Genomic DNA, 25,159 nt, shown 5'->3' on the forward strand with positions numbered 1-25,159 from the left:
GACTTTTACAAGTTCTTCTAAATTACTAAGCGCCACTCCAGGGTTATTAAAAAATTTTAACCGAATCCAGTTCTAGTTACCTAGAATTAGATTAATCTTAATTGATCTTTGATGCTGTGCTCATCTGCTTTAGATACTAAAGTAGAGTGAGTTAAAGCTAATTTACGCTTTTTAGATTTTTTAGTCAAAATGTGACTTTTGAAAGCGTGTTTTCTTTTGATTCTTCCAGTACCAGTTAGCTTGAAACGCTTTTTAGCACTAGATTTAGTTTTCATTTTAGGCATTTTGTTCCTAGGTATTATGATTATCTTACTTAATTCTATTTTTTTTCTTTAGCGGGAAGAATTACTTTGTTTTCTTTTTAGGCGCAATGAACATCGTCATACGTTTTCCTTCCAATACTGGCATTGATTCTACCTTTCCGAATTCTTCTAAATCCTGTGCTAATCTCAATAACAAAATTTGTCCTTGATCCTTGTAGATGATAGAACGACCTTTAAAGAATACGAATGCTTTTAATTTAGCTCCTTCTTTTAAGAACTTTTCTGCATTCTTCTTCTTAAACTCATAGTCATGCTCATCAGTTTGAGGACCAAAACGAATTTCCTTAACGGTAATTTGCGTTGATTTAGCTTTCAACATTTTCTCGCGCTTCTTTTGCTCGTAAAGGAATTTTTTATAATCAATAACTTTACAAACGGGCGGTTCTGCATTGGGAGAGATCTCCACTAAATCTAATTCTTGCTCTTCAGCTAAACGCAAAGCGTCTGCTAGTTTATATACACCCGTTTCGACATTGTCTCCAACAAGTCGAACTTCAGGAACACGGATTGCGTTGTTTACTCGGTGCAAATCCTTCTTCTCTTCGCGAGGTCTAAATCCTCCTCTTTGTCTTACTGCTATGGCTTTAAAAATTTTAATGCTTGGTTCTACAAGCGTTATACATCATTTGTTTTTTTATTCTCCGAACTGTTTCATGGACGAACTCACTTCTTTTTGAACAAAAGCAACAAACTCTTCTATTTTCATCGTTTGATTTGACTTTCCTGCATCACCGTGTTTACGCACAGAAATCGTTCCATTCTTCTCTTCTTCTTCACCTACAATCAGCATATACGGGAACTTTTGTACCTCTGCTTCACGGATTTTCTTACCGATCGTCTCATTTCTATTATCTACGACCGCGCGAATTTCGTCATTTTCTAGCAAATCTAAAACTTTTTTCGCATATTTTTCATACTTCTCACTCAAAGACAGTATAATAGCCTGTTCTGGCATCAACCAAAGTGGGAAATTCCCCCCTGTATGTTCCAATAAAATCGCGATAAAGCGCTCCATGGATCCAAAAGGTGCTCTGTGGATCATCACAGGTCTATGCAATTCATTATCAGAACCTTTATAGGTCAATTCAAAACGCTCTGGCAAATTATAATCTACCTGAATCGTACCCAACTGCCAGCTTCTACCTAAAGCATCCTTCACCATAAAGTCTAGCTTCGGACCGTAGAAAGCAGCTTCACCACTTTCAATCACGTAGTTTAATCCTTTGTCTTTGGCTGCGTTGATAATCGCTTGTTCTGCTTTTTCCCAGTTCTCAACAGATCCGATATACTTATCTGGATTCGTTAAATCGCGAACCGATACTTGAGCAGTAAAGTTCTCAAATCCTAGAGATCCGAAAACATACAACACTAAATCAATTACTTTTTTGAATTCTTCATCCAATTGATCTGGCGTACAGAAGATATGCGCATCATCTTGTGTAAATCCACGTACACGTGTTAATCCGTGTAATTCTCCTGATTGCTCATAGCGATAAACGGTTCCGAACTCAGCAAAACGCTTTGGTAAATCTTTGTATGACCAAGGTCTTGCATTGTATATTTCACAGTGATGTGGACAGTTCATTGGTTTTAATAAGAACTCTTCCCCTTCTACTGGTGTGTGAATCGGTTGGAAACTATCTGCTCCATATTTGGCGTAGTGCCCTGAAGTAACGTACAATTCTTTTTGTCCGATATGTGGGGTTACTACTTGTTCGTATCCTGCTTTTTTCTGTGCTTTACGCAAGAAGTACTCCAAGCGATCTCTTAAAGCAGCACCTTTTGGCAACCACAACGGCAACCCTTGTCCTACTTTTTGAGAGAATGTAAATAACTCTAGCTCTTTTCCTAATTTACGGTGATCGCGTTTCTTAGCCTCTTCTAGTAAAGCCAAATAATCCGTTAGATCTTTTTGTTTTGGAAACGAAATACCGTACACACGTGTTAACTGTTTGTTTTTTTCGTCTCCTCTCCAATATGCACCTGCAATAGATAAGATTTTAAATGCCTTGATGATTCCTGTATTTGGAATATGTCCACCACGACATAAATCAGTGAACGTATCGTGATCACAAAACGTAATTGTACCGTCTTCTAAATTCTCGATTAGTTCTACTTTATATGGATTTTCTTCTTTTTTATACATCGCTAAAGCATCGGCTTTGGATGCTGAACGCATACTAAATTCGTGTTTACCTCTTGCGATTTCTAAAAACTTATCTTCAATTCTCTTAAAATCGGCATCTGTAACTTTGTGATCCATGAAATCGACGTCATAGTAGAATCCGTTTTCAATTGCTGGACCGATGGTTAATTTAATGCCTGGGAATAGCTCCAATAAGGCTTGTGCCATTACGTGAGAAGAGGAATGCCAAAATGCTTTTTTCCCTTCTGCGTCATTCCATGAAAATAAAACTAAACTACCGTCCGTGGTCAAAGCAGTGGTGGTTTCGATGGTGGTACCATTGAAGGTGGCAGAAATAATATTTCTAGCTAAGCCTTCACTTATACTTTTAGCAACATCGAAAGGAGTTACCCCTGAGGCAAACTCTTTCACTGATCCGTCTGGTAATGTAATTTTTATCATAATTATTTTTAAAAAATGAGTTGCAAAGATACAGTTTTTGGCGAATAATAACAAGATCTTTTATTCGCTTTCCCTGCTTTTCTATCGAAATAATTTTGTTTGACTTTTCGAGGTTTTCTACCCCTTGTTTTTTTCCATTTGTTGTGTGATCTCTTGTCTATACGTATTTCCCCAATTGGCAAGGGCTTGGATCACGGGGGTCAGGGTAATTCCAAACGGAGATATCTCGTATTCAACAGCAACAATAGCGCCATCAATTTCCGTTCGAAGAATCAATTGATTGAGTTCAAGATCCCTTAATTCTTTGCTGAGTACTTTGGCAGATATCGTACCTAGCGCTCGTTGGAGCTCCATAAAACGCAATTTATCCTGTAGCATCAAAGTACCCAAAATATGCAATTTCCACTTTCCACTTAAAATAGACATGCTGTCTTTGATCCCCATTATATTTGACTTACACTGTGCATGTTGTTCTTTCATTGCTTTAAAAATTACGCGTTATGTAAAGGTACGAAAAATCAGTCACACTATCAAGATCTGCCCTCCTACTACTTACCAGTAGGTAACCAGTTTCCACTTTGTTAGGATGGTCCTTTTCTCCTCTTAAAGGCGATACCTTTGTCATACGAATCAAAAATAAAACAGATGAAAAAGAATTTAATTTATTGGATATCCACAGCTTTATTTAGCCTTTTTATGTTATTTAGTGCCTATGGTTATTTCACAGATCCAACATTTAAAGAAGCGTTTGCCTATTTGGGATACCCGGATTATTTCCGCATTGAACTAGGCGTAGCGAAGCTACTAGGTGTTCTTGCCCTACTACTCCCCTTTCTACCGCGTTTACTCAAGGGATTTGCTTATGCTGGCTTCACCATTAACCTCATTGGTGCAGGAATTGCGCATTTAGCTATAGGCGAAGGCATTAGTTCACTTACACTGATTTTTGTGGCCGCTCTTTTGCTTGGAGTTTCCTTCTTTACGCAACCCACTAAAGGCGTTTAACTTACACCTCGTTTCAAGATTACCCCTAACATTTACTCATTTCTACTATATACGCTACGCCATTTATTAGGTTGTACCCGAAAGAAAGCATAGAAAAACAAAGTATTCTTTGCTGAAGGTTTTAAAAATTATAACAAAAGATGTACTTTCGCACTGTATTTTTACAACGCAACAACACCCATTTTATGTACAAAAGTATTTTTAAACCGTTTGCCTTTTCTATGGATCCTGAAAAGGCGCATCATTTTACCTTTAACTCGTTGAAATTCATCAACAAAATCCCAGGTGTATCAGCGATTATTCGCTCCACCTTTCAAGTGAATGACAAACGATTGGAACGCGAGGTCTTTGGATTAAAATTTAAAAACCCAGTTGGATTAGCAGCCGGTTTAGATAAAGATGCTAAATTGTACAGGGAGCTGGAAAATTTCGGTTTTGGCTTTATTGAAATTGGAACCATTACCCCAAAACCACAGGATGGAAATCCTAAAAAACGCATGTTTCGCTTAGTAGAAGACAACGCCTTGATTAACCGCATGGGATTCAACAATGGCGGAATTGATCAAGCGATTGAACGTTTAAAGAAAAACAAAGGCACTTTAATTGGCGGTAATATTGGAAAAAACAAAGTAACCCCGAACGAGCAAGCAACAGCAGATTACGAAATTTGCTTTGAGGCACTTTTCCCTTATGTGGATTACTTTGTCGTGAATGTGAGTTCACCCAATACCCCTAACCTACGTGCTTTACAAGATAAAGAACCTTTAACTGCTTTGTTACACGCCTTACAAGACAAAAACAACAGCAAACCCAAAAGCAAACCCATTCTCTTAAAAATCGCACCGGATTTGACAGACAGTCAATTATTAGATATCATTGATATTGTGGCAGAAACGAAGATTGCCGGTGTTATTGCAACGAATACAACCATTAGTCGTGAAGGGTTACAATCGGAGAAAAAAGTAGAAACAGGTGGTTTAAGTGGAAAGCCATTAACGAAACGCAGTACAGAAGTTATTCGCTTCTTAGCTGATAAGAGCAATCGCGCCTTCCCTATCATCGGTGTAGGAGGTATTCACTCTCCCGAAGATGCCCTTGAAAAATTAGAAGCTGGTGCTTCCTTGATTCAGTTGTATACAGGGTTTATTTATGAAGGTCCTGCTTTGATTAAAGCCATTAACAAGAAAATACTAGAACAGTATACGCAATAAAAAAACCGCTGAATAGCGGTTTTTTTAGTATCATTATACTTCTTCAATGATGGATGTACCTTTGGATTGATCGCCAGAGGTCCACTCCCACACTTCGTGTAAGCGTATTTTTCCGTTTTCCAATACTTCAGGAGTAGACTGACATTGTCCTGTCATCAAATCACCTTGAACATTCACTTGGTGGTATCTCATGTTGATGTTTCCATTCTCATCCACCAGACCGATCAAATGTCCTGAGATAATCTTTCCCCCCTTATAAGCTGCCGTTAAGATCATTCCTTCCTGCTGGTAGTGAAAAACGGTCTCACTAGACGTTTCCCCATTAGGCGTATTCTGTACCGCACGAAAGGTTTTGTTGTTGTAGTTTATCATCTTGCTGTTCTTTTAATTCCCATTTAAATGAAAATAGCAGGCGCTAATTTCGACTGCTTTTTGTTATCCAAATCAATACACATCCCAAAATTATTCACCACTTGATTGCCTAAAAATGGGAGAAAAAAACCAGCATAGTCAGAATCAGGGATCTGTATGTTTTCTAGCTTACCTGTTGCTAAATTGAGGGTATAAAAACAAGGAATTCTCGTTTCTTTCTGTTCTGTTGCAGGACTATCATACAAACAAGAGAAATACACCCGATTATTTCGGATAAAAAAATCAGGAGCATAGTGAAGGGAATCGTCAAAATCTAAGGCAGTCTGCCAAACAATTACTCCATCCTTAAACAAGGTGGCAATATAATCCCCATCGATATAAAAGTAGGTATCTTTAGCAAGGAGCGCTACCCGATGAATCAATCGCTTAGCAGGCAAAGCGATTACGTTGGCTTCTTTTGTTTGAAAATTATAGGTAAAAACCTCCGCTTTTTTTCTTGGGTTCGGCAAAACAAAGGTTTGCAATTCCTCATTCAACTGCCCATAACTCAAGGGACTTGCTCCTGGGAAGGTATACTGTATTTCTTCCGTTTTTATATCGAGTACAACGACCTTCTCCCTTTTTTTGATATCACCTCGAACGAGAATTACTCCGTCTATGGGAGTAAACAAGGCTTCGTAACCAAAAGCAACCTTGGTTGCAGCCACTTCCTTTTGGGTTTCTACTTCGACCAAGCGAATGAATCGCTTACGGGTATCAAATGTTGTATCGATTGCGAGCACTTGCTTGCCATCTACTGTTATAGCTGTGATTTCACTTTCTTTGGGCTGGGCGGTCATCCAATATTTCTGATTGGTTTCAAAATCGTAAACAAAACTACCATAACTCAAACTATCGTGAAAAAAGGCGCGTGAACTCGCTTCACTCACTCCAAAATCACTATAATAAATTTCTCTTTTTTTTGTGCTCTTTTTCATCACTACTTCTTTTTAAGCGAAAGATACTTTTAATTTTGGGATACTTACATCCTCTCTTTCGATTTTTAGTCGGGTTCCATTCGACTTTCGTTTGACATACCACTATCTTTCCTCCCTTATGCATCCATAGTGTCTCTATTAAAAGTTTGGTTTTTAATAGAGACACTATGGACGCACTATGGACTCATTATGGACGCACCCTAAAGAAAAGTCGAAAAAAACTGCTCTTGTCCTGGTATAGCTGTACAATTATTATTTAGAATGCTGATCTAAACTACACTCGCTCGCGAGGATTTCACTGCGTTACGATTTTCATTTATCTCACCTAGCTTACATTTTGTTTGGGTGTTCGATGAACCTACACTGCGTTTCGGTTTCTCATTTGTCATCTCTACTATTAACCACTCACTACTAACCATTTACATTTTTTTTACAAAAAAAGTAGCAAATATCACTAGCAAAGCCTTGTGTTGAACGCAAATTATACTATATTTGCACTCGCAATACAGAAGTAAAGCAGACTACTGGAGAAATGGCAGAGTGGTCGATTGCGGCAGTCTTGAAAACTGTTGACTGTAACAGGTCCGGGGGTTCGAATCCCTCTTTCTCCGCAAAGAAAACCGATAACGAAAGTTATCGGTTTTTTTATTTTCTGAAAGTTGTGGAGAGTTTACTCTCAGCACAACTTTCAGAAAATAAAAAAAGCACAAGACCGAATGCAATGAGGTATTGGTTTTCTTTGTGTCTATATACCCCCGAATGGGATATTTAATCCCTCTTTCTCCGCAAAGAAAACCGATAACGAGCGCTATCGGTTTTTTTTTCCATAATATACTTTAGTCTCTATTTCTATAAAAGTTGAACGCTTATACATATAAATCATTATTTGAAATATATTATTATCAACACTTGCGACAAAGTGTAAATCCTGCACCTCCGTTTTTAGCATCAACTAAATCAACTACATTACCTCTTGTTCGATCAATTACCATAAAATCGGGTTTACTATATGTTCCCTTTTTACTTATTTTACCATTAGGTAATTTTGTTGGTTTTTTTCTCTATCTTTTTTACTAAATATTCCCAATCATCTTCCTGTTGACAATTACTTTGAATAAAACGTATAATATCATTTCGATATTCCAAAGGAATCTCTTCAACTTTATCTCTTATAACGTCTAAAAACACTCTTTCTGCTATTTTCTTAGGAGTTAAATCTTTTATACTTAAATAATATTTCCATTTATCTACATAATTATCAAAATGTGCTAAATCTCTTAAAAAAAAAGATACATGTACCCCTACTGCTCCTTTTTTTTCATCTTTATACTTTAACATTAATTGATACATTTCATTTGTTTCTTCTAATTGATATCTAATAATTAAATAACCTAATGAAGAAATAATATCGGCAATCAATCTAAAATCGTGATTATATGATTTAGCAATTTCAACTAATGCTCTACCTAAGGAAGGGTCATTTAAATATGCTATATATGCATTAGATACCTCATCTCTTGGGACTTTTTCAAACTGTTTTATAACTAGTTGAAGTTCATCTTTTTCTAAAGTTTCCCATTTAATAATTTTATCTTTTAAAGCTATTATATTTTCTATTTTACCCTGTATTTTTTTTGATACATTCATAACTTATCCTCCACTACAAATTAAATTTCCTTTACTATCTACTTTTTTCTTATCATAAGAATGATAAGCATTTTAAATCAAATAATTACGTTTTAAATTATTTAGGGTCTTTATTCTCTACTCCAATTTTGGTATATGTAGCTTAATTTTTTCATTATTTTACTCTGTATAGTCCGTAGGATTCTTAAATCCCGCTGCGAGTTCTCCCTCCGCCCATCGCTTCATCCTAAAGATAGAATCCCAATCTCCGAAGGTAGGATAGGGCTCCCAATTACTTTCTACATTCACAGGTGACTCCGCTACATACTTCTCTTCTATCCCGTTACCACTGCGGATATCATACATCTTCGTCACCTCTAGATATCCATCAGGGTTAAAGGCGTAAGAGATATAATCCTTATTCTTCCAATCGCCATCTATCATCTCTTCTGGATACTTAAAAATTTCTAGCTCCACTAAGAATAAATCTCCTCTTTTGAAGCGCTCTTTATTTAATTCTGATGTATCAAAAGATACTGCATTCTGAAATGTATATTGCATATACACTCGCTTGTACTCATCTAAAAAGAAAAGTGTAGCAAACGCACCTCCAAATCTAATATAAGCGTAGGGTTGATCAATAATATCTATGAATGCAGTTACATTAAAAGCGCGAGCAATCGCATCTACCTTCTCATTAAACTCTTTACTACAAAAAGAAAATTCTCCAGCCCACATGCTATTCATAAACTCTCTATTCATGCCATAGGCATACTTCGCCCATGTCTCTACATCTACAGTCTTCTCAGCTAAGACTTTTTTAGGCATATCTGATTTATAGAAATTACGGTAGTACCAACAAGTATCTTCTTCTGACTGTTGTTCATAATACTCTCTATTCCAGTCTTGATATATGTAGCTTAATTTTTTCATTGTTTTACTTTGTATAGTCCATAGGATTCTTAAATCCCGCTGCGAGTTCTCCCTCCGCCCATCGCTTCATCCTAAAGATAGAATCCCAATCTCCGAAGGTAGGATAGGGCTCCCAATTACTTTCTACATTCACAGGTGACTCCGCTACATACTTCTCTTCTATCCCGTTACCACTGCGGATATCATACATCTTCGTCACCTCTAGATATCCATCAGGGTTAAAGGCGTAAGAGATATAATCCTTATTCTTCCAATCGCCATCTATCATCTCTTCTGGATACTTAAAAATTTCTAGCTCCACTAAGAATAAATCTCCTCTTTTGAAGCGCTCTTTATTTAATTCTGATGTATCAAAAGATACTGCATTCTGAAATGTATATTGCATATACACTCGCTTGTACTCATCTAAAAAGAAAAGTGTAGCAAACGCACCTCCAAATCTAATATAAGCGTAGGGTTGATCAATAATATCTATGAATGCAGTTACATTAAAAGCGCGAGCAATCGCATCTACCTTCTCATTAAACTCTTTACTACAAAAAGAAAATTCTCCAGCCCACATGCTATTCATAAACTCTCTATTCATGCCATAGGCATACTTCGCCCATGTCTCTACATCTACAGTCTTCTCAGCTAAGACTTTTTTAGGCATATCTGATTTATAGAAATTACGGTAGTACCAACAAGTATCCTCTTCTGACTTAAGTTTATAATATTCTCTACTCCAATTTTGGTATATGTAGCTTAGTTTTCTCATTGTTTTTTATTTTTTATTCCACCATTCTAGCATTTTCAGTATTACTTCTTCCACCTGTTGTATGATTACGTCTGCCTTACTTGCAGTTCCCTAACAGCATCTGGTATTTCCTTTTCTTGTTTTGGGACTTTGCTTATATCATGTAGTGCCACACTACCTTTGCTATTTTCACTGTATCGTTGAGCATTAATTTAGAACACTTTAAATACAAAAGACTTAACCTAATTACTCAGTTAAGTCTTTTTATTACTGATTTTCTTTATTAGCTATAGCATAAAGATATTCACTTGCTAGTATTTCAACATAGCTATCATATCCCACTATCAAATAATGCTTTAAATTCAACGTGTTTGATGGGTCATAAAGTCTTTTCTTTTAGCCACGCTGAGTGATCTACTTCATAAAATCCAGAATCTGGGCAATAGCCAAATCTCTCCCAAAAATCGAATTTATTTAAATCTTCATTAACTTTAAAAATTTTATGGTTAGTATAATTAGCTTCAAAAAAATCTAATGTTATACACTTTACTTCTGCTACTGTAGTAAAAGTTATATTTATATCATATAATCTTAAACTATCCTTATAATCTTGCAGTATTTTTCCTTCAACTTTAACGTTTGTTTCCTTCCTAGAATATTGGACTTGTAAGTCAATTGTTGAAATATCAAAATTAACATGTTCTGGGATTAAACTGTAATTATACTCTTTCATTTATAGTATGTATCGTTTTAAAAATGCTATCAAATCCATTTTCATCTTTGAGTAACAACTCTATTTTTCACATCACAATATACTGTTTTTATAAAGTTTAACGTACTAAAAAGTATCTTATCATCTAATTCGTCACCTAATCTTCTTCAAAAGATTCAGTTATACTTTCAAAACTATTACCAAAAACAAAATATAAACTAGGTGAGATAAATGAGAAACCGAAACGCAGTGTAGGTTCATCGAACCCCCAAACAAAATGTAAGCTAGGTGAAATGCATGAGAGGTGAATGCATCCATACTTGTACTATATTTACCTTATTTTATTTACAAAAATTTAATTATTTTAGTCTATCGATTTATGCACTTACGGGTATAAGTGTTGTTTCACGAAACACAATATCTTTTATTTCGTGAAACCCGATTTTATATGTAAGGCTACCAAACTAACGCAAATGAATTTCGAGATCAAAAATAAAGGGGAAGTTTCTAATGAATTTTTAAAAGTAGGAGTTCAAGATTTTAAAAGTGCTTGTAAATTCATTTCACTACTTCCATACAAAAGAAATAAAAACAAGGAAAATATACTTTGTGTTTTTGAAGATAATGCAGGTACTTGTAGTACGAAACATTCAACACTAAGGAAATTAGCACTTGAAAATAACAAACCAGAAATCAAATTAATGCTTGGGATTTTCAAAATGGACACTAACTATGCACCTAAAATTAAAAACACACTAGAATTAAATAAGCTAGATTATATCCCAGAGGCTCACAACTATTTAAAAATAGGAAGTGCTTATTTTGACTTTACTAATTTTAATTCTTCATATTCAGAAGTTGAAAATCTACTTTTATTTGAAACAGAAATTGAATTCAATGAAATTAATCACCATAAAATTCAAAAACACAAAGAGTTTCTTTCAAATTGGATAAAAGACAAACCGCATTTTAATCTTGAGCAGATATGGATCATTAGAGAAAGTTGCATTACAGATCTACAAAGTTAAAAATTGCGACTATAGAAACTATGTATTTTACAAAATTACAGGTTTGAGGCAGACTAAAGTTTTTGATATAAATACTGTAAAAACCAATCATGTTGGATAGCATTTTATCGGAATTCAATGGAAACAATACTAATTTAGACACATGAAAAACATTCTAGTACTATTTATTTTAACCTTATTGAGCTGTAATTCAAAAAATAGGGAAGAATTAATTCGCGAGAAAGAATCAATTCATATCATTCAAGCCTTACTTGAAGAAAACGGATTAGAAATGGCAAGATTTTTTTGTGTTGAAAAAAAAATTCCAATCTGTTTAAATTTAAAAAAGATTATGGTCAACACTAGATGTTTCGACAAAACAAAAACGAATGAAGAAATAGTAGAAAAACAATTACCTGAAAAATCTTTTACAAACCTAGGAGGAGTCTGCATCGAAAAAATATATGGATCAAGATCGTTTGATAACTCCTTTTTCATAAAAAATGACTCTCTTGATATTGTGAAGCAAAATGAAACCATTAAAGCATTCAAAATCCAAAAAAACATCACCCAAAAGTTCAAAACTGTTGAGTTAACTGAACGTATAAAAATAGATGAAACATACATTCAATTCTCTATTCCCATATTTTCAAAAGACAATACAAAAGCATACTTAGAATTTGACTATTACTCGGTCAATGAAGATAGTTTTGGTATATCTATATATGTAGAAAAAGTCAATGGAAAATGGAAAATAAAGTATACAGCAAGAAATTGGAATACCTAAACAACAAACAAGCATTTGACGCAACAACGGGTTAAGACAAACTTTTAAGTTTTAGCTTTCTATTTCGCAAAAGCCAATCATATCGGCTTTTATATTAAATTAGTACATACAATTGGCTTTTGTTTTGTTTACGCCTAAATTGAAACTTTCACTTCAATTTCTGCCACAGACACTAAGCCCAGAAACGTTAGCTACAATGATGAAAAAAAACCGATACATACTAGTAATTCTTCTATTTTCAATTCATTTATTTGGACAAAATGATTCAACTTTGGCTATAGAAAATAAGCTGATTGAACATTTTAAAGCTCGAAATTGGAATGATGAGGCTATAACCCGTGAATCATTGTATAAAACCAATTTTGCTGGGGATAATTTCAATCTTTCTATAAGTAACAATCCAATCAATTTTAAAACTGAACATATCGTAATTAAGAATCCTTATTTTTCTACTAAACTTAATAACTCACAAGAAGAAAATGAATATACCAGAAACTTTCCTTCCTCTTTTTCTGTGATCTATCAAGATAATTTAATAGCTCTTTTTGAAAATGGAAAATTCGTCTGTATTGAATTAAACACTTTGAATAGAAACCTAGCTTTGGAAGAGCAACTTAATACTAGAAAATTTAGCTATCATTGGATCATAGACCATAAGTTGATCGCACAAGGTGGAAATAAAAAAATGTTCTGGAATGGAAAAAAATGGGAGAAATACAAAGAAAAACTGCCTCTAAAGAATCAACCGATACTATTTGATGACAAGGATTTTATTGTTTACAGAGCTTGCCATGGAGAATGGGGAGGAACAATTTATTTTTATGAGAAATCAACTGGAAAAACCTACTTTACAGCCTCTACTTGTGCAAATACCGTTTCCAAAACAGATGAAGGTTATCAAGTATTGGCTCATTTAGGTCATATGTTTGGTGTTAGTGAGATAAAACTTATTCCTGACCCCAGAAAATTGACCGAAACTAAATCGTATGGAACGAACAAAATCGTTAATGGACAGGCGTTAGGATATACAGACAAGTCAAATGCTTTTATAAACAAACTTGACTTGTATGGAATTCAACTTTTTTCTTCCTTTACTTTTGAAGGAAAAGAGCTTTTCATTGTTCATATCGAGGATTTGACTTTCCTTGCAAAAATCCATAACAATGAAGTTGAACTTGTTCATCCTTTATTTTTTAACGATTTATACACGCACCAACCTATTACAACAAAATTTGGAACCTATACCTTAGTCAATATAGATCATTATGGAACAGGTCTTTATAGAGAAACTTCAACACTGATACTACACAAAAATACAATAAAGAAGATAGACTGGAATGAGAATCACAATCGTTAGGTGCATATCTCGAGATAATGACGTTATTCAAAAGACCTTAAATAAAAGAAACCTTGTAAACCAGTACTTTTTACATTACTTACTTCTGTTCAATCTCTTTCCTCTTCTTCTCAAAGTCATTAATTACTACATAAACATCATAAGAAATAACATGAAGAATAGTATTGACAACCGCTTGAGTTTCAACATAACCAGCTGTACTAATCAATCCTTTTATCAATAATGATTCTGAAGGATATGTTTCTCTTTGCATTAAAACTTTGATATCTTTAGTGCTATTTAGCTTACTATCATACACAGTGCCTTCTAAACCGAAATAAAAAGAGTTCTTTACAGCACTGCCTATAACATCCGTACTCGTATTGCTTTCTACTGTTTCGTAACTAATTAGTTCATTAAAGAGTAGCTTATCTACAGTTAATACATAATCAGCTTCTGCTTCAAAATATACATTTCTCTTCGCTAAATAAAATTCTAATTGCTTCTCTACGTGAAAAAATTGAGATAAACTATCAAGATTAACTCCCTTTAAGAATAGTAAATTCCCTTGTTTCCATCCAATCGTATCAATTGTAGCAACTATCGTTGGATCAAACACGACCTTAACACCTATTGGTTGATCCAATACTTTGCCCTTCATTTTTTTATTCCTGAGGTTGTTTTCTACATTTAACCATACTAGATCCAAACTACAACTAGACAGTAATAAAGCAGCAAAAACGATAAACACAGCACCTAACCTCATCCTTTTCCTTTTTTTAATAGTAGATTTATTGCAATACTACGGATTTAGCTTTTGATACTAAAGGTTATCAATCATTAATTCAAAAGAAATTAGATAAGCAAGCTTTACTTGTACTAACTTGCTCCATAACAGCTAAAATACTAGCTAAAAAAGGCCTCTTCTTTTAACTATTGATTACTATTGGCGATCTGTACCTACCTTCGTTTAACAAAAGAAGCGCAATCCATTCTGTGATTAGATTTTGCTATTTTAATTCCAATTCTTTTGGGAAAATTTCTTTTACTATTGGTGTTATGGGATTTTGGATGAAGGATAATCATTTCAATTTCAGTCCATCATTTAGTAAAGTAGACTAACGCCTAACGGGAAGAAAATACAGAACTTCATACCTCCTACTCCATAAAACCTTTATTGACATCCTTCTCACCTCACAAAAAATAAATAATATTTTATTATTAATTTTTAATCTGTAAATTTAGGGTTAAATAATTGATTTTTTTATCTATTTGGATTCGTTTATATAGGAATCCATCTCTTCTATTTTTATAGTCAACATGATACTTAAAACCAGGTAAACTATGCGTAAACAATTCGTTATTTTTTCAACTTTACTTTTGATTGTACTGCTTCTACTCGCTGTATTTTTAAATAAAAATTGGAGTATTTTTTTCGTCATTACATTATTCTTTGTTCTTATGGGCTACCAAGATATGTATCAAAAGAAGCATACGCTGAGACGGATTTACCCTATTTTTGGTCGACTTCGCTATGTGATGGAAGAACTTCGTCCGAAAATGTATCAATATTTTATTGAATCGGACACGGATGGTAAGCCGATCAGTCGTATTGATCGCGCAACGATTTATCAACGAGCTAAAAAAGAATTAGAAACGATTCCTTTTGGGACGCAATTAGACGTATATGCTGAAGGCTACGAATGGATGTGTCATTCCATTGCTCCAAAAGCATTTGATACGTTGAACCACAATCCTCGCGTACTATTTGGCAACAAAGATTGTAAGCAACCCTATTCTGCTAGTATTCTCAATATTTCGGCCATGAGCTTTGGTTCGTTAAGTGCTCAGGCCGTGGAAGCCATGAATGGTGGTGCAAAATTGGGGAATTTTGCCCATAATACGGGAGAAGGTGGAATAAGTCCGTATCATTTGAAAAATGGAGGAGACTTAATTTGGCAAATTGGTACGGGATATTTTGGCTGTAGAGATGAACATGGAGCCTTTGACCCTCAATTATTTGCTGAAAAAGCAAAATTGCCTAACGTTAAAATGATCGAGCTAAAAATTTCGCAAGGGGCTAAACCAGGGCATGGCGGAATACTTCCTGCCTCAAAAAACACCGTTGAAATTGCGCAAATTAGACATGTGAAACCGCATACGATTGTTGCCTCTCCTCCTTATCACTCTGCTTTTAATTCGCCGTTGGAATTAGTTGAGTTTATTGCGAAATTAAGAGATTTATCGGAAGGCAAGCCTATTGGGTTTAAATTGTGTATTGGACATAAAGCAGAGTTTATATCGATTTGTAAGGCCATGGTTCATTTAGATACGTATCCTGATTTTATTACAGTAGATGGCGGAGAGGGTGGCACAGGAGCGGCTCCTCAAGAGTTTTCGAACTATATGGGCGCTCCTATGTTAGACGGATTAGCCTTTGTGCATAATATTTTAACGGGCATGGGGCTTCGTCAACACATTAAATTAATCGCTTCTGGAAAAGTAACCTCTTCGTTTCATATCGCCCGAGCCATGGCTTTAGGTGCAGATACCTGTAATGCAGCTCGAGCGATGATGATTGCCGTGGGATGTATTCAAGCGCTTTTGTGTAATACCAACCGATGCCCTACTGGAATTGCTACCCAAGACCCTAAGCTGACTATAGGCTTGGATGTTGCAGACAAGAAAATACGAATGGCAAATTATCACAAAGGAACAATCGAGAGCTTTGTAGAATTATTAGGCGCTTCAGGACTTGATGATATGAAAAACATTACACGAAACCATATTTATAGACGAGTGGCATTAAACGATATGTTGACCTATGAAGAGATTTTTCCTTCTGTAGAAGTTGGAGCTTTACTTTTAGGTAAAATTCCCGACAGATACAAACAAGATTTTGATCAGGCCAATATGAATCAATGGGGGATTTCACCTAAGGGATAAGTCCCTCAGTCCCCTATTTTTTTCGTTCTACTTGAACGCCAATCTTAAACAATTCTATCGTAACGTGAACCTAGATCAAGAAAATTGGTTGAAATATTTTTTTATATTTTTGACAATTAAATCTCTCATTTCACTCCTTTTTATTTATATTTGACGTATCAGATTTAAGAAAAAGCAACTTATTTCCGATTTTATTTACTACATCCTGTATTTTAGTGGTAACCCTTGTTTTTTGCCCTTAGACATAAAGCACAAAACAAGGCTATTTGCCCTAATTCGACTCCCAATACACGATTATGACCGTCTCCCTTTTGCAATTTTTCTACGCAAGAGAAGTGAATCCCCTTGGCTTTAAAAGCAGTTGTAATGGGTTCTTCTCCTACTAGAATTAGTGCGAAAAATACCCCTATACCTTTACCTCTTTTCTATTTCTGATTTCCTATTGGTATCAGATGGGCCTTGTTGTGCCTACAAAAACGAAGTATTGGTCGCTCGTATCTTTTTTTTAGTCTCCCCATTCTAAATTTAAAATACATTCACATGAAAAACAAAATTCAATTTTTCGCCTTTATCTTCTGGGGGTTTACGTCTTTTTTTGTTTGTAGTCCCCTTGCATATAGTCAAGAAAACTTAGTACTCAACCCCGGTTTTGAGGACGTGGTTCAAGACAGTTTGTCTTGTACATATTACGCCTCAAGCAGTCGTTTTAATGCAGCTATAGAACATTGGATAAATCCCACCAATGCAACCGCAGACCTTTATCACATGAGTTTGAGTGGACTCTGTACCATGAATCCTTTTGACGATTTCAATCAAGCGAATCTTCCACCGAGAACAGGGGATGCCATGGTAGGACTTGTTTTATATACCGAAGACGATGAAACGCCTAATGGTGAGGAACCTGTCGAATACAAAGAATATGTACAAGGCAAATTAAAGACCCCCTTAGTTCAAGGGTCAACTTATTTAATTCGTTTTTATACCATAATAGGAAATAGGAGCATATACGCCTTAAATAATATAGGATTTAAGTTTTTAGAAGCCCCCTACCATCAAGCCAATGAAAATACTATTCGGCTAACTCCTGATTTCAACTATACAGCTGTTCTAGATTACAATGAGCAGGAGGAATGGACGCTTATGGAATTTGAATATACGGCTCCAACTTCTGGTATCCAATACTTTCTCCTTGGCAATTTTTTTAGTACAGCAGAAACGATTATTCAGAGGCGAAATTTTCGTTCCCGTGATAGTGAAGCTTACTACCTCTTTGACGATTTTTCTATTACGGGTCTAACTTCTACTTTTGACCCCATAGGTCCTTATTGTGAGAATTCCCTATTCATACTACCTCAAACCTCTAGAGAAGGATATTCTGGTACTTGGTCACCTGCAATTAACAACCAAGAAACAACAACCTATACATTTACACCCGACGAACCACATATCCAACCAACCACCCTGACCATTGAAATTACACCACCCAACCTAGATCTTCTCTTTGACCTACCTACTGCCCTTTGCCAAGGGGCTGAGTTTACCCTACCTACACAATCCGAAAATGGAATACCTGGTAACTGGTCACCTGAGCTGAATACACAAAGAACAACAACCTATACATTTTATCCTACAAAAGAAAATTCCTGTTTTCTACCCTATCTTACAAAAATAGAAGTTCTCCCCCTACCAAACTTTACCTTGGAACACTACTGCAAGGACGGTGACTTACTAATCCAAGCTATTCTTCCCTTTAAAGAAAAAAGGACAAGTCTATCGTGGAGGATTAACGATCATCTTATTGAAGATACTTCAGCGACAATCAAGTTGTCCGACTATGCACCACTACTACATGCAGAAATCACAACGATTGAAGCTACCCTTGTGGATGAAAATAGTTGCACAAGTACAACTAGTCTTGAACTCGAAGACACTCAACAGTATTGCTTTATTCCCAAGGGGATTTCACCCAATGGGGATGGTCTGAATGATATTTTTGATCTTCATACGTTTGGAGGGGTTGCTATCCAAATTTTTAACCGCTATGGGGTAAAAGTATATGAGCAAACCCACTATACGAATCAATGGGAAGGCCAGTCAAACAAGGGGAATCCCCTACCCTCAGGTACGTATTTTTACCAATTTGTTACACCACAAGGGGAGTCTATCAGTGGATGGGTTGAAGTGATACGCTAGTTTCATCGACCCGCTGAAGAACAGGATTCACAAGCTAAAAGAACTATTTTTGGTTATTCCTCTATGCATAACAAGCTTTTATTTGTAGCATTTAACTACGGTAGCTTGTCTATCCCAATGGAGGAATAACCTTTACTAATTCCTATAATCAATTCAAAACAAATGAAGAGACTTTGCAAGGTCTACCCTTGTTTTAGTACTACTTTTGGTATTCTTTGTGCTACATCAACCTGTGATTCGAATAGCCTAGAAGCATAAACAGGAAAGGGTACAATGACCATTTAGCACTTAGTTTCTTTTTTTTTAAAGCACTACTCCTGTTCTATTTTAGCATACAACAGTAAAATAAAACTAAGTACTAAACTGATACCCAATGCTCCAAAAACCCAAGGAAATTCACTTCCCGTTCGCTCATTAAATGGCTCTGCATGAGCTTTTTAGGGAAGCCTACAATCTTCTCTGAGTTTTAACGAAGATAAGAACATCAGATGTACAAGTGAATACAAAAACAGAAAAACCAAGGCTATTCCTAATAAAGGAAGGAAAATCAACCGTATTTTAAGGAGTGTATCTTTCATGTAGTACATCGATAAGTAAAAGGAAAACGTTACTTTTAGTAAAGCTAAACGGTTTTAACAGAACAAAAAAGTAATTTCCCTGTGTTTCTTTCCTTTCTTTAAAATACCTAATATTAGCGATTGTATGATCTACTCCCTAGGGCTTATCTTTATTTCTAGAAGGAGACGATTAATAAGGTGGGAGTAACAGAGCGTTACTCGCCTTTCATGAATTAAAATCCTCTAGTACTATTTGTATGCAACTACCAAACCACTGGCACCAATTTATTGCGCTTTTTCATAAAAAATTTGATTCAGCACTCGTTTTTGATTCTATTCGCATTTTTGAAGATAGCCTAGCAGTTAACGAACGATATAACACCCATGAATTTGACATTTACCTCCCTCACTATCTTCCAATAGCCGATGATTCTGGAGGTCAGGTTGCTGTTATTTCCAAAGATGAAGCAGATACTAAAGTATATCTTACGTCTTATGGCACATTAGAGAAGGGTGACTTTCAAGTGCTCGATCGCGATTTGATCCATTGGATGCAACGAAAATTTCCCTTTGAGCAAGCGCACAAAATAAAACAGCTACAACAAACAGAAGAACAGCAGATTCACTATGATTTTGTTGCACAACAACTACATCAAAAAAGTAGTTTATATCCCTCGATCTTTCACTTTTGGGATGATACGTATTCCATTCCAACTATAGGATTACCAGAAAATTATCCCACTTTAGCTACCTTGCTTGCTTTTCAGGAAGGTTATGCCTTTAGTCGAAATCTAACGGAATCACTTTGTGGCACACAAGAAGGTGACTTTAACTCGAATTGGCTCGTTATTGCTACAAACTATTTTGCAGATCCTTTTTTTATTGATTGGAGGGAAGCTGAAGAAAATTTCCCTGTTTATTTTGCCTTTCACGGCGCAGGTACTTGGAGACCGATACGCATTGCGGCGAGTATCTCAGCTTTTAAACAGACTCTTCGCACCTTGTTTGATGCTCGTTTTGATCAACAAGAACTAGCACTTTTAGTGGAACAAAGGGAGCCGTCCACGAATGAGTTTTGGATGGAAGTGTACCAAAATGTAGTAAGCAATATTGAAAATGAAAAGAACCTAGAGTCTGAAATTTCTACTGATGATACGCATTGGCGTAAGGCTGCGCTATACATTACAGCTTTAGGCCCCAATAAAATGAAAGTCATTGCTCTGTTAAAAGAACACTATAACCTCTCTGGAGCAGCGGCCCTCCAACTGAGTAAAAGTGATCGCATACTGTATAAGGAGGGTTGGTTCAAATGGATTCAACAGGAGTATGATCATGTGGTGCAATTGGGTGCTACGGCGGAAATTGTACTGCGCTAAAGCAACACCTTTGCTCGATTTTTCCGAACGCTTTTTTTGTTTATTTTTCCCCCTCTCATCCCTCACCTTTATTTCCGTTTACAACAACAAAAAAAACTTTCCCATTCTTTTAAATTAACCGAAAAAAAAAGACTATTTTTTTATCTTAGTATAAAGAATTATTTTTCATTTTTATAACGACACAACAAACAGCCATGAGAAGCTTTACTATACTGCTACTACTCCTAACGAGTACTCCTTTTTTATACAGTCAAAAAAATACCTTTATCAGTTATGAAATTGGACTTAGCCATACCAAGTATTCTTTTCATGGAAATACAGATTTAACTTTATCAACACGAGTTGAGACTGCTATTCCCATGGGGCTTATTACCCAAGAGATCACCAAGAATTTTTACGTTGAAACAGGTTATACAACTGATTACACCGTTTTTAGTTTTGTTGATAAGACAGCAGACAAGGAGTATTGGTATTCGTTATTTTATCGAAATGGAAAGCAAATTCCACTCCGAGTTCAATTTAGATTGCCCTTATTTAATCATAAATTTAGTTTATATACCCTCTCGGGTGTTTCCTATTCATTTGGATTAAAAGAAAATAATTTAGGAATGAACAACAATGACTATTTTACCGTTACTGATTTCTATATGCAGCGCGATTTTTTCTTAGGTCAACTTGGTGTTGGTTTGGATTTCAATTGTGGCAAGAACATTTATATAGGGGTAAAGTTCCAACGTGATTTTGCCTTCCAAGACACCGTAGATATCAAAGGATATATTGAAAATCAAACCCCTTTTTCCATAAGACATCGAGCACATGCTAGTATGTTTAGCTTTCGCGTGGGGTATCGTATTAGTAGCCTCTGGAATACTAACTAGTTGTTGATCTCCTCTAGCTTATAATTTGTTTTGATCTTCGATAAATCTATGCTGCGATTTGCGATTTGATGTAAACCATAACCTAACATCGTTAACATATTGATAATATTAGAGTAACCTTTACGTTAAAGTAAACGATGTTTTTTGTGGTAATGAAACAGCTATACATTCATACACGAAAAAGTCTGCTTATCTTATCGGCTTTTCTCCTCCTATCCTGTGGAGATAAGAACCATTCCATCAAAATGAAGGGATCCGATACGGAGGTAAATCTTGCGGTAAACCTGGCAGAAAAATACACCAAAGTAGATGCTACCTTTAGTATTGCGATATCGGGTGGAGGATCTGGAATTGGGATTACTTCTTTACTAAATGGACAGGCGGACATTGCCAATTCTTCTCGTCCTCTCTCAGAAAAGGAGATTGAGCAATTCGAAACCAAGAATATCAAGGTTCGAACGGTGATCTTTGCTGAAGATGCTACGGCATTTGTTGTACATAAAGATCTTCCTATAGAGACGATTGATTTGGAAACGCTTGCTAAAATCATGAATGGAGAGATTACCAATTGGAATCAACTTACTGCTGTAGACCTCCCTATTAATATCTATGGGCGTCAGAGTAGTTCGGGGACTCATTCCTTCATCAAAAAGAAGCTCAAGATTGAGTTTTCAAATGCGGCAAAAGAAATGACGGGCAATGCCCAAATCTTAGAAGGGATTAAAACCGACAAATCTGGTATTGGTTATGTTGGTGCGGGATACATCTCGCATGAAACGGCAACTAATCCAACAGTAAAAATTCTAAGCATCAAAGAAACCCCTACCTCTCAAGCGTATTCTCCTATAGATGCATACGCCATCAACAACAGCTTATACTTCTTTCAACGACCGCTTTATCAGTTTATCCTAGAAGACTCTTGGGAGAAGGTCAAACCATTTATTGATTTTGAAAATAGCGAGGCGGGAAAACAGCTGATTAAAGAACATGGGTATTACATCATAGAACGACCATAAAATGAAATATAAAGTTAGAATTAGTTTAGATATTGCCTTCAAATATATCTTCAAAGCGACGGGACTTTTAGTGCTGTGCTTATTGGGTGGAATTTTAGCCTTGTTAATTTACAATTCATTTTCCTTTTTTATGGATGTGAAGCCCCTTGATTTCATCACAGGTATGGAGTGGAATCCAACGGCTAAGACTCCTTTATACGGGATGCTTCCTTTAATTTTAAGTACAACACTCGTTACCTTTGGCGCTATGTTACTTGCCATTCCCTTAGGGATTGGAACAGCCGCCTTTATTTCTGAATATGCTGGTACGCGATTAAAAAACATACTCAAACCTGCCATTGAAATGTTGGCTGCCGTTCCTTCGGTAGTGATTGGTTTCTTAGGTATTGTGGTTGTAAGTCCAGGATTAGCGGATATGGCTGGGTTACCCAATGGGTTAAATGCACTAAACGGCGCCATTCTACTCGCGGTAATGGCCTTACCAACCATTATTACCATTGCAGAAGATGCCATTCATGCCGTACCTAAAACTTACAAAGAAGCAAGTTATGGCGTAGGAGCTACCAAATGGCAAACCTTGCGTAAAGTGATCATTCCCGCTGCAGCACCGGGTATTATCTCTGCTATCATGTTGGGTGTAGGTCGAGCGATTGGAGAAACCATGACCGTATTAATGGCGACTGGAAATGCCGCCTTAATCCCCAAAGGGTTCTTCGATTCGGTCAAAACCATGACCGCAACCATTGCCATTGAAATGGGAGAAGTTCCCTACCAAACCACGCACTACTACGGATTATACGCACTAGCGACTGTTTTATTCTTTATGACGCTAATTGCCAACCTAGTAGGTGAATATTTTATCAACCGATTAAGAAAATACCATGCAGCTTAATAAATTGAAATTATCCTCTATTATTGAATGGGGTACTTTAGTAGGAACAACGCTTATCGTGTGCTTTTTCCTTGTTGTTATTATCCTAGAGATCATAACTAAAGGAGCAGGAAGTATTTCGTGGGAATTTATCTCGAGTGTTCCTAAAGAAGGGATGACCCAAGGCGGTATTCTCACTCCAATTATTGGAACGGTATTGATCACGCTGATTACAGCCCTATTCAGTATTCCTTTTGGTGTTTGTTGTGCGATTTACCTCAACGAATACGCAGAGAACAACTGGTTAACCCGAATAATCCGCGCGGCTATTCGAAATTTATCGGGAGTACCTTCTATTATCTATGGATTATTTGGTTTGGCTTTATTTGTTCAAACCCTTCAATTGGGCACGTCTTTATTGGCGGCTGGATTAACCCTTGGATTATTGTCTCTCCCTTATATTATTACAACCACAGAAGAAGCCTTAATGCAAATTCCCAATAGTACAAGAGAAGCAGCTTTAGCTGTTGGAGCAACAAAATTTGAAACCATCAAAGACGTTGTGATTCCTTCAGCTGTTCCAGGAATTCTTACTGGTGTGGTTCTAACCCTATCAAGAGCGGCTGGAGAAACCGCTCCTATCCTATTTACAGGGGCTGCCTTTTACATCAGTGATACCAATGGATACATTAACCAAGAGTTTATGGCACTTCCCTATCACTTGTACATGTTATCCACTCAACATCAATCCATTGATGAAGTAAGACCAATCGCCTATGGAACGGCATTAGTACTCATCTTGGTGGTGTTTTTATTAAACCTAAGCGCATTTTATATCCGTTATAAATTCAGAAAAAATGAAAACTAAATTAGCTGCTGACAACCTAAACATTAGCTTTGGAAGCAAACATGTTTTAAAGAATGTAAGTGTACAATTTGAAGAAAATAAAATTACGGCCTTGATTGGTCCTTCGGGTTGTGGAAAAAGTACATTGTTGCGAAGCTTTAACCGCATGCACGACTTAGTTCCTTATGCCAAAATTCAAGGTTCAATACGATTAGAAGATCAAGATATCTATGCCAAAAATATTCCCGTAACAGAAATTCGCAAGCGCATTGGAATGGTTTTTCAAAAGGCAAATCCCTTTCCTAAAAGCATTTATGACAATATCGCCTACGGACTAAAAATAAACAACTTACCCCATGATAAAAGCGTCATTGAAAAAGCATTGACAGAAGCTTTCTTGTGGGATGAAGTAAAGGATGATTTGAAAATGCCTGCTCACCGTTTATCAGGTGGACAACAACAACGCCTTTGTATTGCTAGAGCCGTTGCTTTACGTCCAGAAGTAATCCTAATGGATGAACCTTGCTCTGCTTTGGACCCTGTGAGTACGATCAAAATTGAAGAATTAATCCTACATCTAAAAGAAAAATACACCATTGCCATTGTGACACACAATATGCAACAAGCCCAACGTATTGCTGATCACACCTACTTTATGTACTTGGGAGAAGTAAAAGAAAGTGGCTTGACACAAGATATCTTTGAAAATCCCAAACACGAAATGACTAAAAATTACATCAACGGCGTGTTTGGATAACCAACATTGAAATAAAAACCAAAAAAGCAGGTGATTTAAAAATCACCTGCTTTTATATTTTATGGTTTATTTTAGATAAAAACATCCGCTATCTTTTTTAATGACA

24 protein-coding genes and 1 tRNA gene are annotated in these 25,159 nt (G+C 36.0%); 14 read left to right on the forward strand and 11 right to left on the reverse strand.

What is annotated here, in order from left to right:
- Window positions 1-86 precede the first annotated feature (86 nt).
- From rpmI to ACPDHL_RS02090, 4 genes are all read right to left on the reverse strand, one after another.
- Entirely contained in the window at window positions 87-284 is a 198-nt protein-coding gene (rpmI, locus tag ACPDHL_RS02075; protein WP_002991327.1) for a 50S ribosomal protein L35, read from the reverse strand.
- Window positions 285-345: 61 nt separating this feature from the next.
- Window positions 346-852: a translation initiation factor IF-3 gene (gene infC / locus ACPDHL_RS02080; RefSeq protein WP_002991325.1), complete on the reverse strand. Its 507-nt coding sequence runs from the start codon at window positions 850-852 to the stop codon at window positions 346-348.
- Window positions 853-957: 105 nt separating this feature from the next.
- A complete protein-coding gene (gene thrS / locus ACPDHL_RS02085; RefSeq protein WP_430531144.1) occupies window positions 958-2,910 on the reverse strand; it encodes a threonine--tRNA ligase in 1,953 nt (650 codons plus the stop codon).
- A 117-nt stretch (window positions 2,911-3,027) separates the two neighbouring features.
- Complete coding sequence (locus tag ACPDHL_RS02090; protein WP_430531145.1) at window positions 3,028-3,390, reverse strand: winged helix-turn-helix transcriptional regulator; 363 nt, start codon at window positions 3,388-3,390, stop codon at window positions 3,028-3,030.
- A gap of 165 nt (window positions 3,391-3,555) precedes the next feature.
- Between ACPDHL_RS02090 and ACPDHL_RS02095 the strand changes: the two genes are divergently transcribed.
- Window positions 3,556-3,915 (forward strand): DoxX family protein, encoded by a 360-nt coding sequence (locus ACPDHL_RS02095; protein ID WP_430531146.1) that lies wholly within the window; start codon window positions 3,556-3,558, stop codon window positions 3,913-3,915.
- A 185-nt stretch (window positions 3,916-4,100) separates the two neighbouring features.
- Window positions 4,101-5,126, forward strand: coding sequence for a quinone-dependent dihydroorotate dehydrogenase (locus ACPDHL_RS02100; protein WP_430531259.1), 1,026 nt, complete (start codon window positions 4,101-4,103; stop codon window positions 5,124-5,126).
- A 33-nt stretch (window positions 5,127-5,159) separates the two neighbouring features.
- Here the strand turns inward: ACPDHL_RS02100 and ACPDHL_RS02105 are convergent, their stop codons facing one another.
- Both ACPDHL_RS02105 and ACPDHL_RS02110 read right to left on the reverse strand, forming a co-directional pair.
- Window positions 5,160-5,498, reverse strand: coding sequence for a n-acetylglutamate synthase (locus tag ACPDHL_RS02105; protein WP_430531147.1), 339 nt, complete (start codon window positions 5,496-5,498; stop codon window positions 5,160-5,162).
- A 23-nt stretch (window positions 5,499-5,521) separates the two neighbouring features.
- The gene (locus ACPDHL_RS02110) at window positions 5,522-6,475 is read right to left on the reverse strand and encodes a hypothetical protein (RefSeq protein ID WP_430531148.1); all 954 of its coding nucleotides are present in this window, start codon (window positions 6,473-6,475) and stop codon (window positions 5,522-5,524) included.
- 526 nt (window positions 6,476-7,001) lie between these two features.
- On the opposite strand from ACPDHL_RS02110, the gene ACPDHL_RS02115 reads away from it, so the two are divergent.
- A tRNA-Ser gene (locus tag ACPDHL_RS02115) sits at window positions 7,002-7,086 on the forward strand.
- Window positions 7,087-7,510: 424 nt separating this feature from the next.
- Here ACPDHL_RS02115 and ACPDHL_RS02120 read toward each other — a convergent pair.
- The 4 genes from ACPDHL_RS02120 to ACPDHL_RS02135 form a co-directional block, all read right to left on the reverse strand.
- Window positions 7,511-8,122 carry a hypothetical protein gene (locus ACPDHL_RS02120; RefSeq protein ID WP_430531149.1) on the reverse strand — a complete coding sequence of 204 codons (612 nt, stop codon included), beginning with the start codon at window positions 8,120-8,122 and terminating at the stop codon, window positions 7,511-7,513.
- A 159-nt stretch (window positions 8,123-8,281) separates the two neighbouring features.
- A complete protein-coding gene (locus ACPDHL_RS02125) occupies window positions 8,282-9,034 on the reverse strand; it encodes a hypothetical protein (protein ID WP_430531150.1) in 753 nt (250 codons plus the stop codon).
- 4 nt (window positions 9,035-9,038) lie between these two features.
- A complete protein-coding gene (locus ACPDHL_RS02130; protein ID WP_430531151.1) occupies window positions 9,039-9,791 on the reverse strand; it encodes a hypothetical protein in 753 nt (250 codons plus the stop codon).
- Window positions 9,792-10,149: 358 nt separating this feature from the next.
- Window positions 10,150-10,503 (reverse strand): hypothetical protein, encoded by a 354-nt coding sequence (locus ACPDHL_RS02135; RefSeq protein WP_430531152.1) that lies wholly within the window; start codon window positions 10,501-10,503, stop codon window positions 10,150-10,152.
- A gap of 452 nt (window positions 10,504-10,955) precedes the next feature.
- On the opposite strand from ACPDHL_RS02135, the gene ACPDHL_RS02140 reads away from it, so the two are divergent.
- The 3 genes from ACPDHL_RS02140 to ACPDHL_RS02150 all read left to right on the forward strand — a co-directional run bounded on the left by ACPDHL_RS02140 (window position 10,956) and on the right by ACPDHL_RS02150 (window position 13,633).
- The gene (locus ACPDHL_RS02140) at window positions 10,956-11,510 is read left to right on the forward strand and encodes a hypothetical protein (RefSeq protein WP_430531153.1); all 555 of its coding nucleotides are present in this window, start codon (window positions 10,956-10,958) and stop codon (window positions 11,508-11,510) included.
- Window positions 11,511-11,652: 142 nt separating this feature from the next.
- Window positions 11,653-12,276 (forward strand): hypothetical protein, encoded by a 624-nt coding sequence (locus tag ACPDHL_RS02145; protein ID WP_430531154.1) that lies wholly within the window; start codon window positions 11,653-11,655, stop codon window positions 12,274-12,276.
- Window positions 12,277-12,547: 271 nt separating this feature from the next.
- Window positions 12,548-13,633, forward strand: a complete 1,086-nt coding sequence (locus ACPDHL_RS02150; protein WP_430531155.1) for a hypothetical protein — start codon at window positions 12,548-12,550, stop codon at window positions 13,631-13,633.
- Window positions 13,634-13,712: 79 nt separating this feature from the next.
- Here ACPDHL_RS02150 and ACPDHL_RS02155 read toward each other — a convergent pair whose 3' ends face one another.
- Window positions 13,713-14,378, reverse strand: a complete 666-nt coding sequence (locus tag ACPDHL_RS02155; RefSeq protein WP_430531156.1) for a hypothetical protein — start codon at window positions 14,376-14,378, stop codon at window positions 13,713-13,715.
- 578 nt (window positions 14,379-14,956) lie between these two features.
- Between ACPDHL_RS02155 and ACPDHL_RS02160 the strand changes: the two genes are divergently transcribed.
- From ACPDHL_RS02160 to pstB, 8 genes are all read left to right on the forward strand, one after another.
- A complete protein-coding gene (locus ACPDHL_RS02160; RefSeq protein ID WP_430531157.1) occupies window positions 14,957-16,558 on the forward strand; it encodes an FMN-binding glutamate synthase family protein in 1,602 nt (533 codons plus the stop codon).
- A 540-nt stretch (window positions 16,559-17,098) separates the two neighbouring features.
- Window positions 17,099-18,751, forward strand: coding sequence for a gliding motility-associated C-terminal domain-containing protein (locus ACPDHL_RS02165; protein WP_430531158.1), 1,653 nt, complete (start codon window positions 17,099-17,101; stop codon window positions 18,749-18,751).
- An 814-nt stretch (window positions 18,752-19,565) separates the two neighbouring features.
- Window positions 19,566-20,684 (forward strand): SMI1/KNR4 family protein, encoded by a 1,119-nt coding sequence (locus ACPDHL_RS02170; RefSeq protein WP_430531159.1) that lies wholly within the window; start codon window positions 19,566-19,568, stop codon window positions 20,682-20,684.
- A gap of 194 nt (window positions 20,685-20,878) precedes the next feature.
- Window positions 20,879-21,562, forward strand: coding sequence for a hypothetical protein (locus ACPDHL_RS02175; protein WP_430531160.1), 684 nt, complete (start codon window positions 20,879-20,881; stop codon window positions 21,560-21,562).
- Between the two features lie 152 nt (window positions 21,563-21,714).
- Window positions 21,715-22,578 (forward strand): substrate-binding domain-containing protein, encoded by an 864-nt coding sequence (locus tag ACPDHL_RS02180; RefSeq protein WP_430531161.1) that lies wholly within the window; start codon window positions 21,715-21,717, stop codon window positions 22,576-22,578.
- 1 nt (window position 22,579) lies between these two features.
- Window positions 22,580-23,470: a phosphate ABC transporter permease subunit PstC gene (gene pstC, locus ACPDHL_RS02185; RefSeq protein WP_430531162.1), complete on the forward strand. Its 891-nt coding sequence runs from the start codon at window positions 22,580-22,582 to the stop codon at window positions 23,468-23,470.
- The gene (pstA, locus tag ACPDHL_RS02190) at window positions 23,460-24,317 is read left to right on the forward strand and encodes a phosphate ABC transporter permease PstA (protein ID WP_430531163.1); all 858 of its coding nucleotides are present in this window, start codon (window positions 23,460-23,462) and stop codon (window positions 24,315-24,317) included. The genes pstC and pstA overlap by 11 nt, the downstream gene beginning before the upstream one ends.
- A complete protein-coding gene (gene pstB, locus ACPDHL_RS02195; protein WP_430531164.1) occupies window positions 24,307-25,053 on the forward strand; it encodes a phosphate ABC transporter ATP-binding protein PstB in 747 nt (248 codons plus the stop codon). Before pstA ends, pstB begins: the two co-directional genes overlap by 11 nt.
- The last annotated feature ends 106 nt before the right edge of the window (window positions 25,054-25,159 follow it).

The sequence above is a fragment of the Myroides sp. C15-4 genome (assembly GCF_050522745.1).
Lineage (GTDB): Bacteria > Bacteroidota > Bacteroidia > Flavobacteriales > Flavobacteriaceae > Flavobacterium.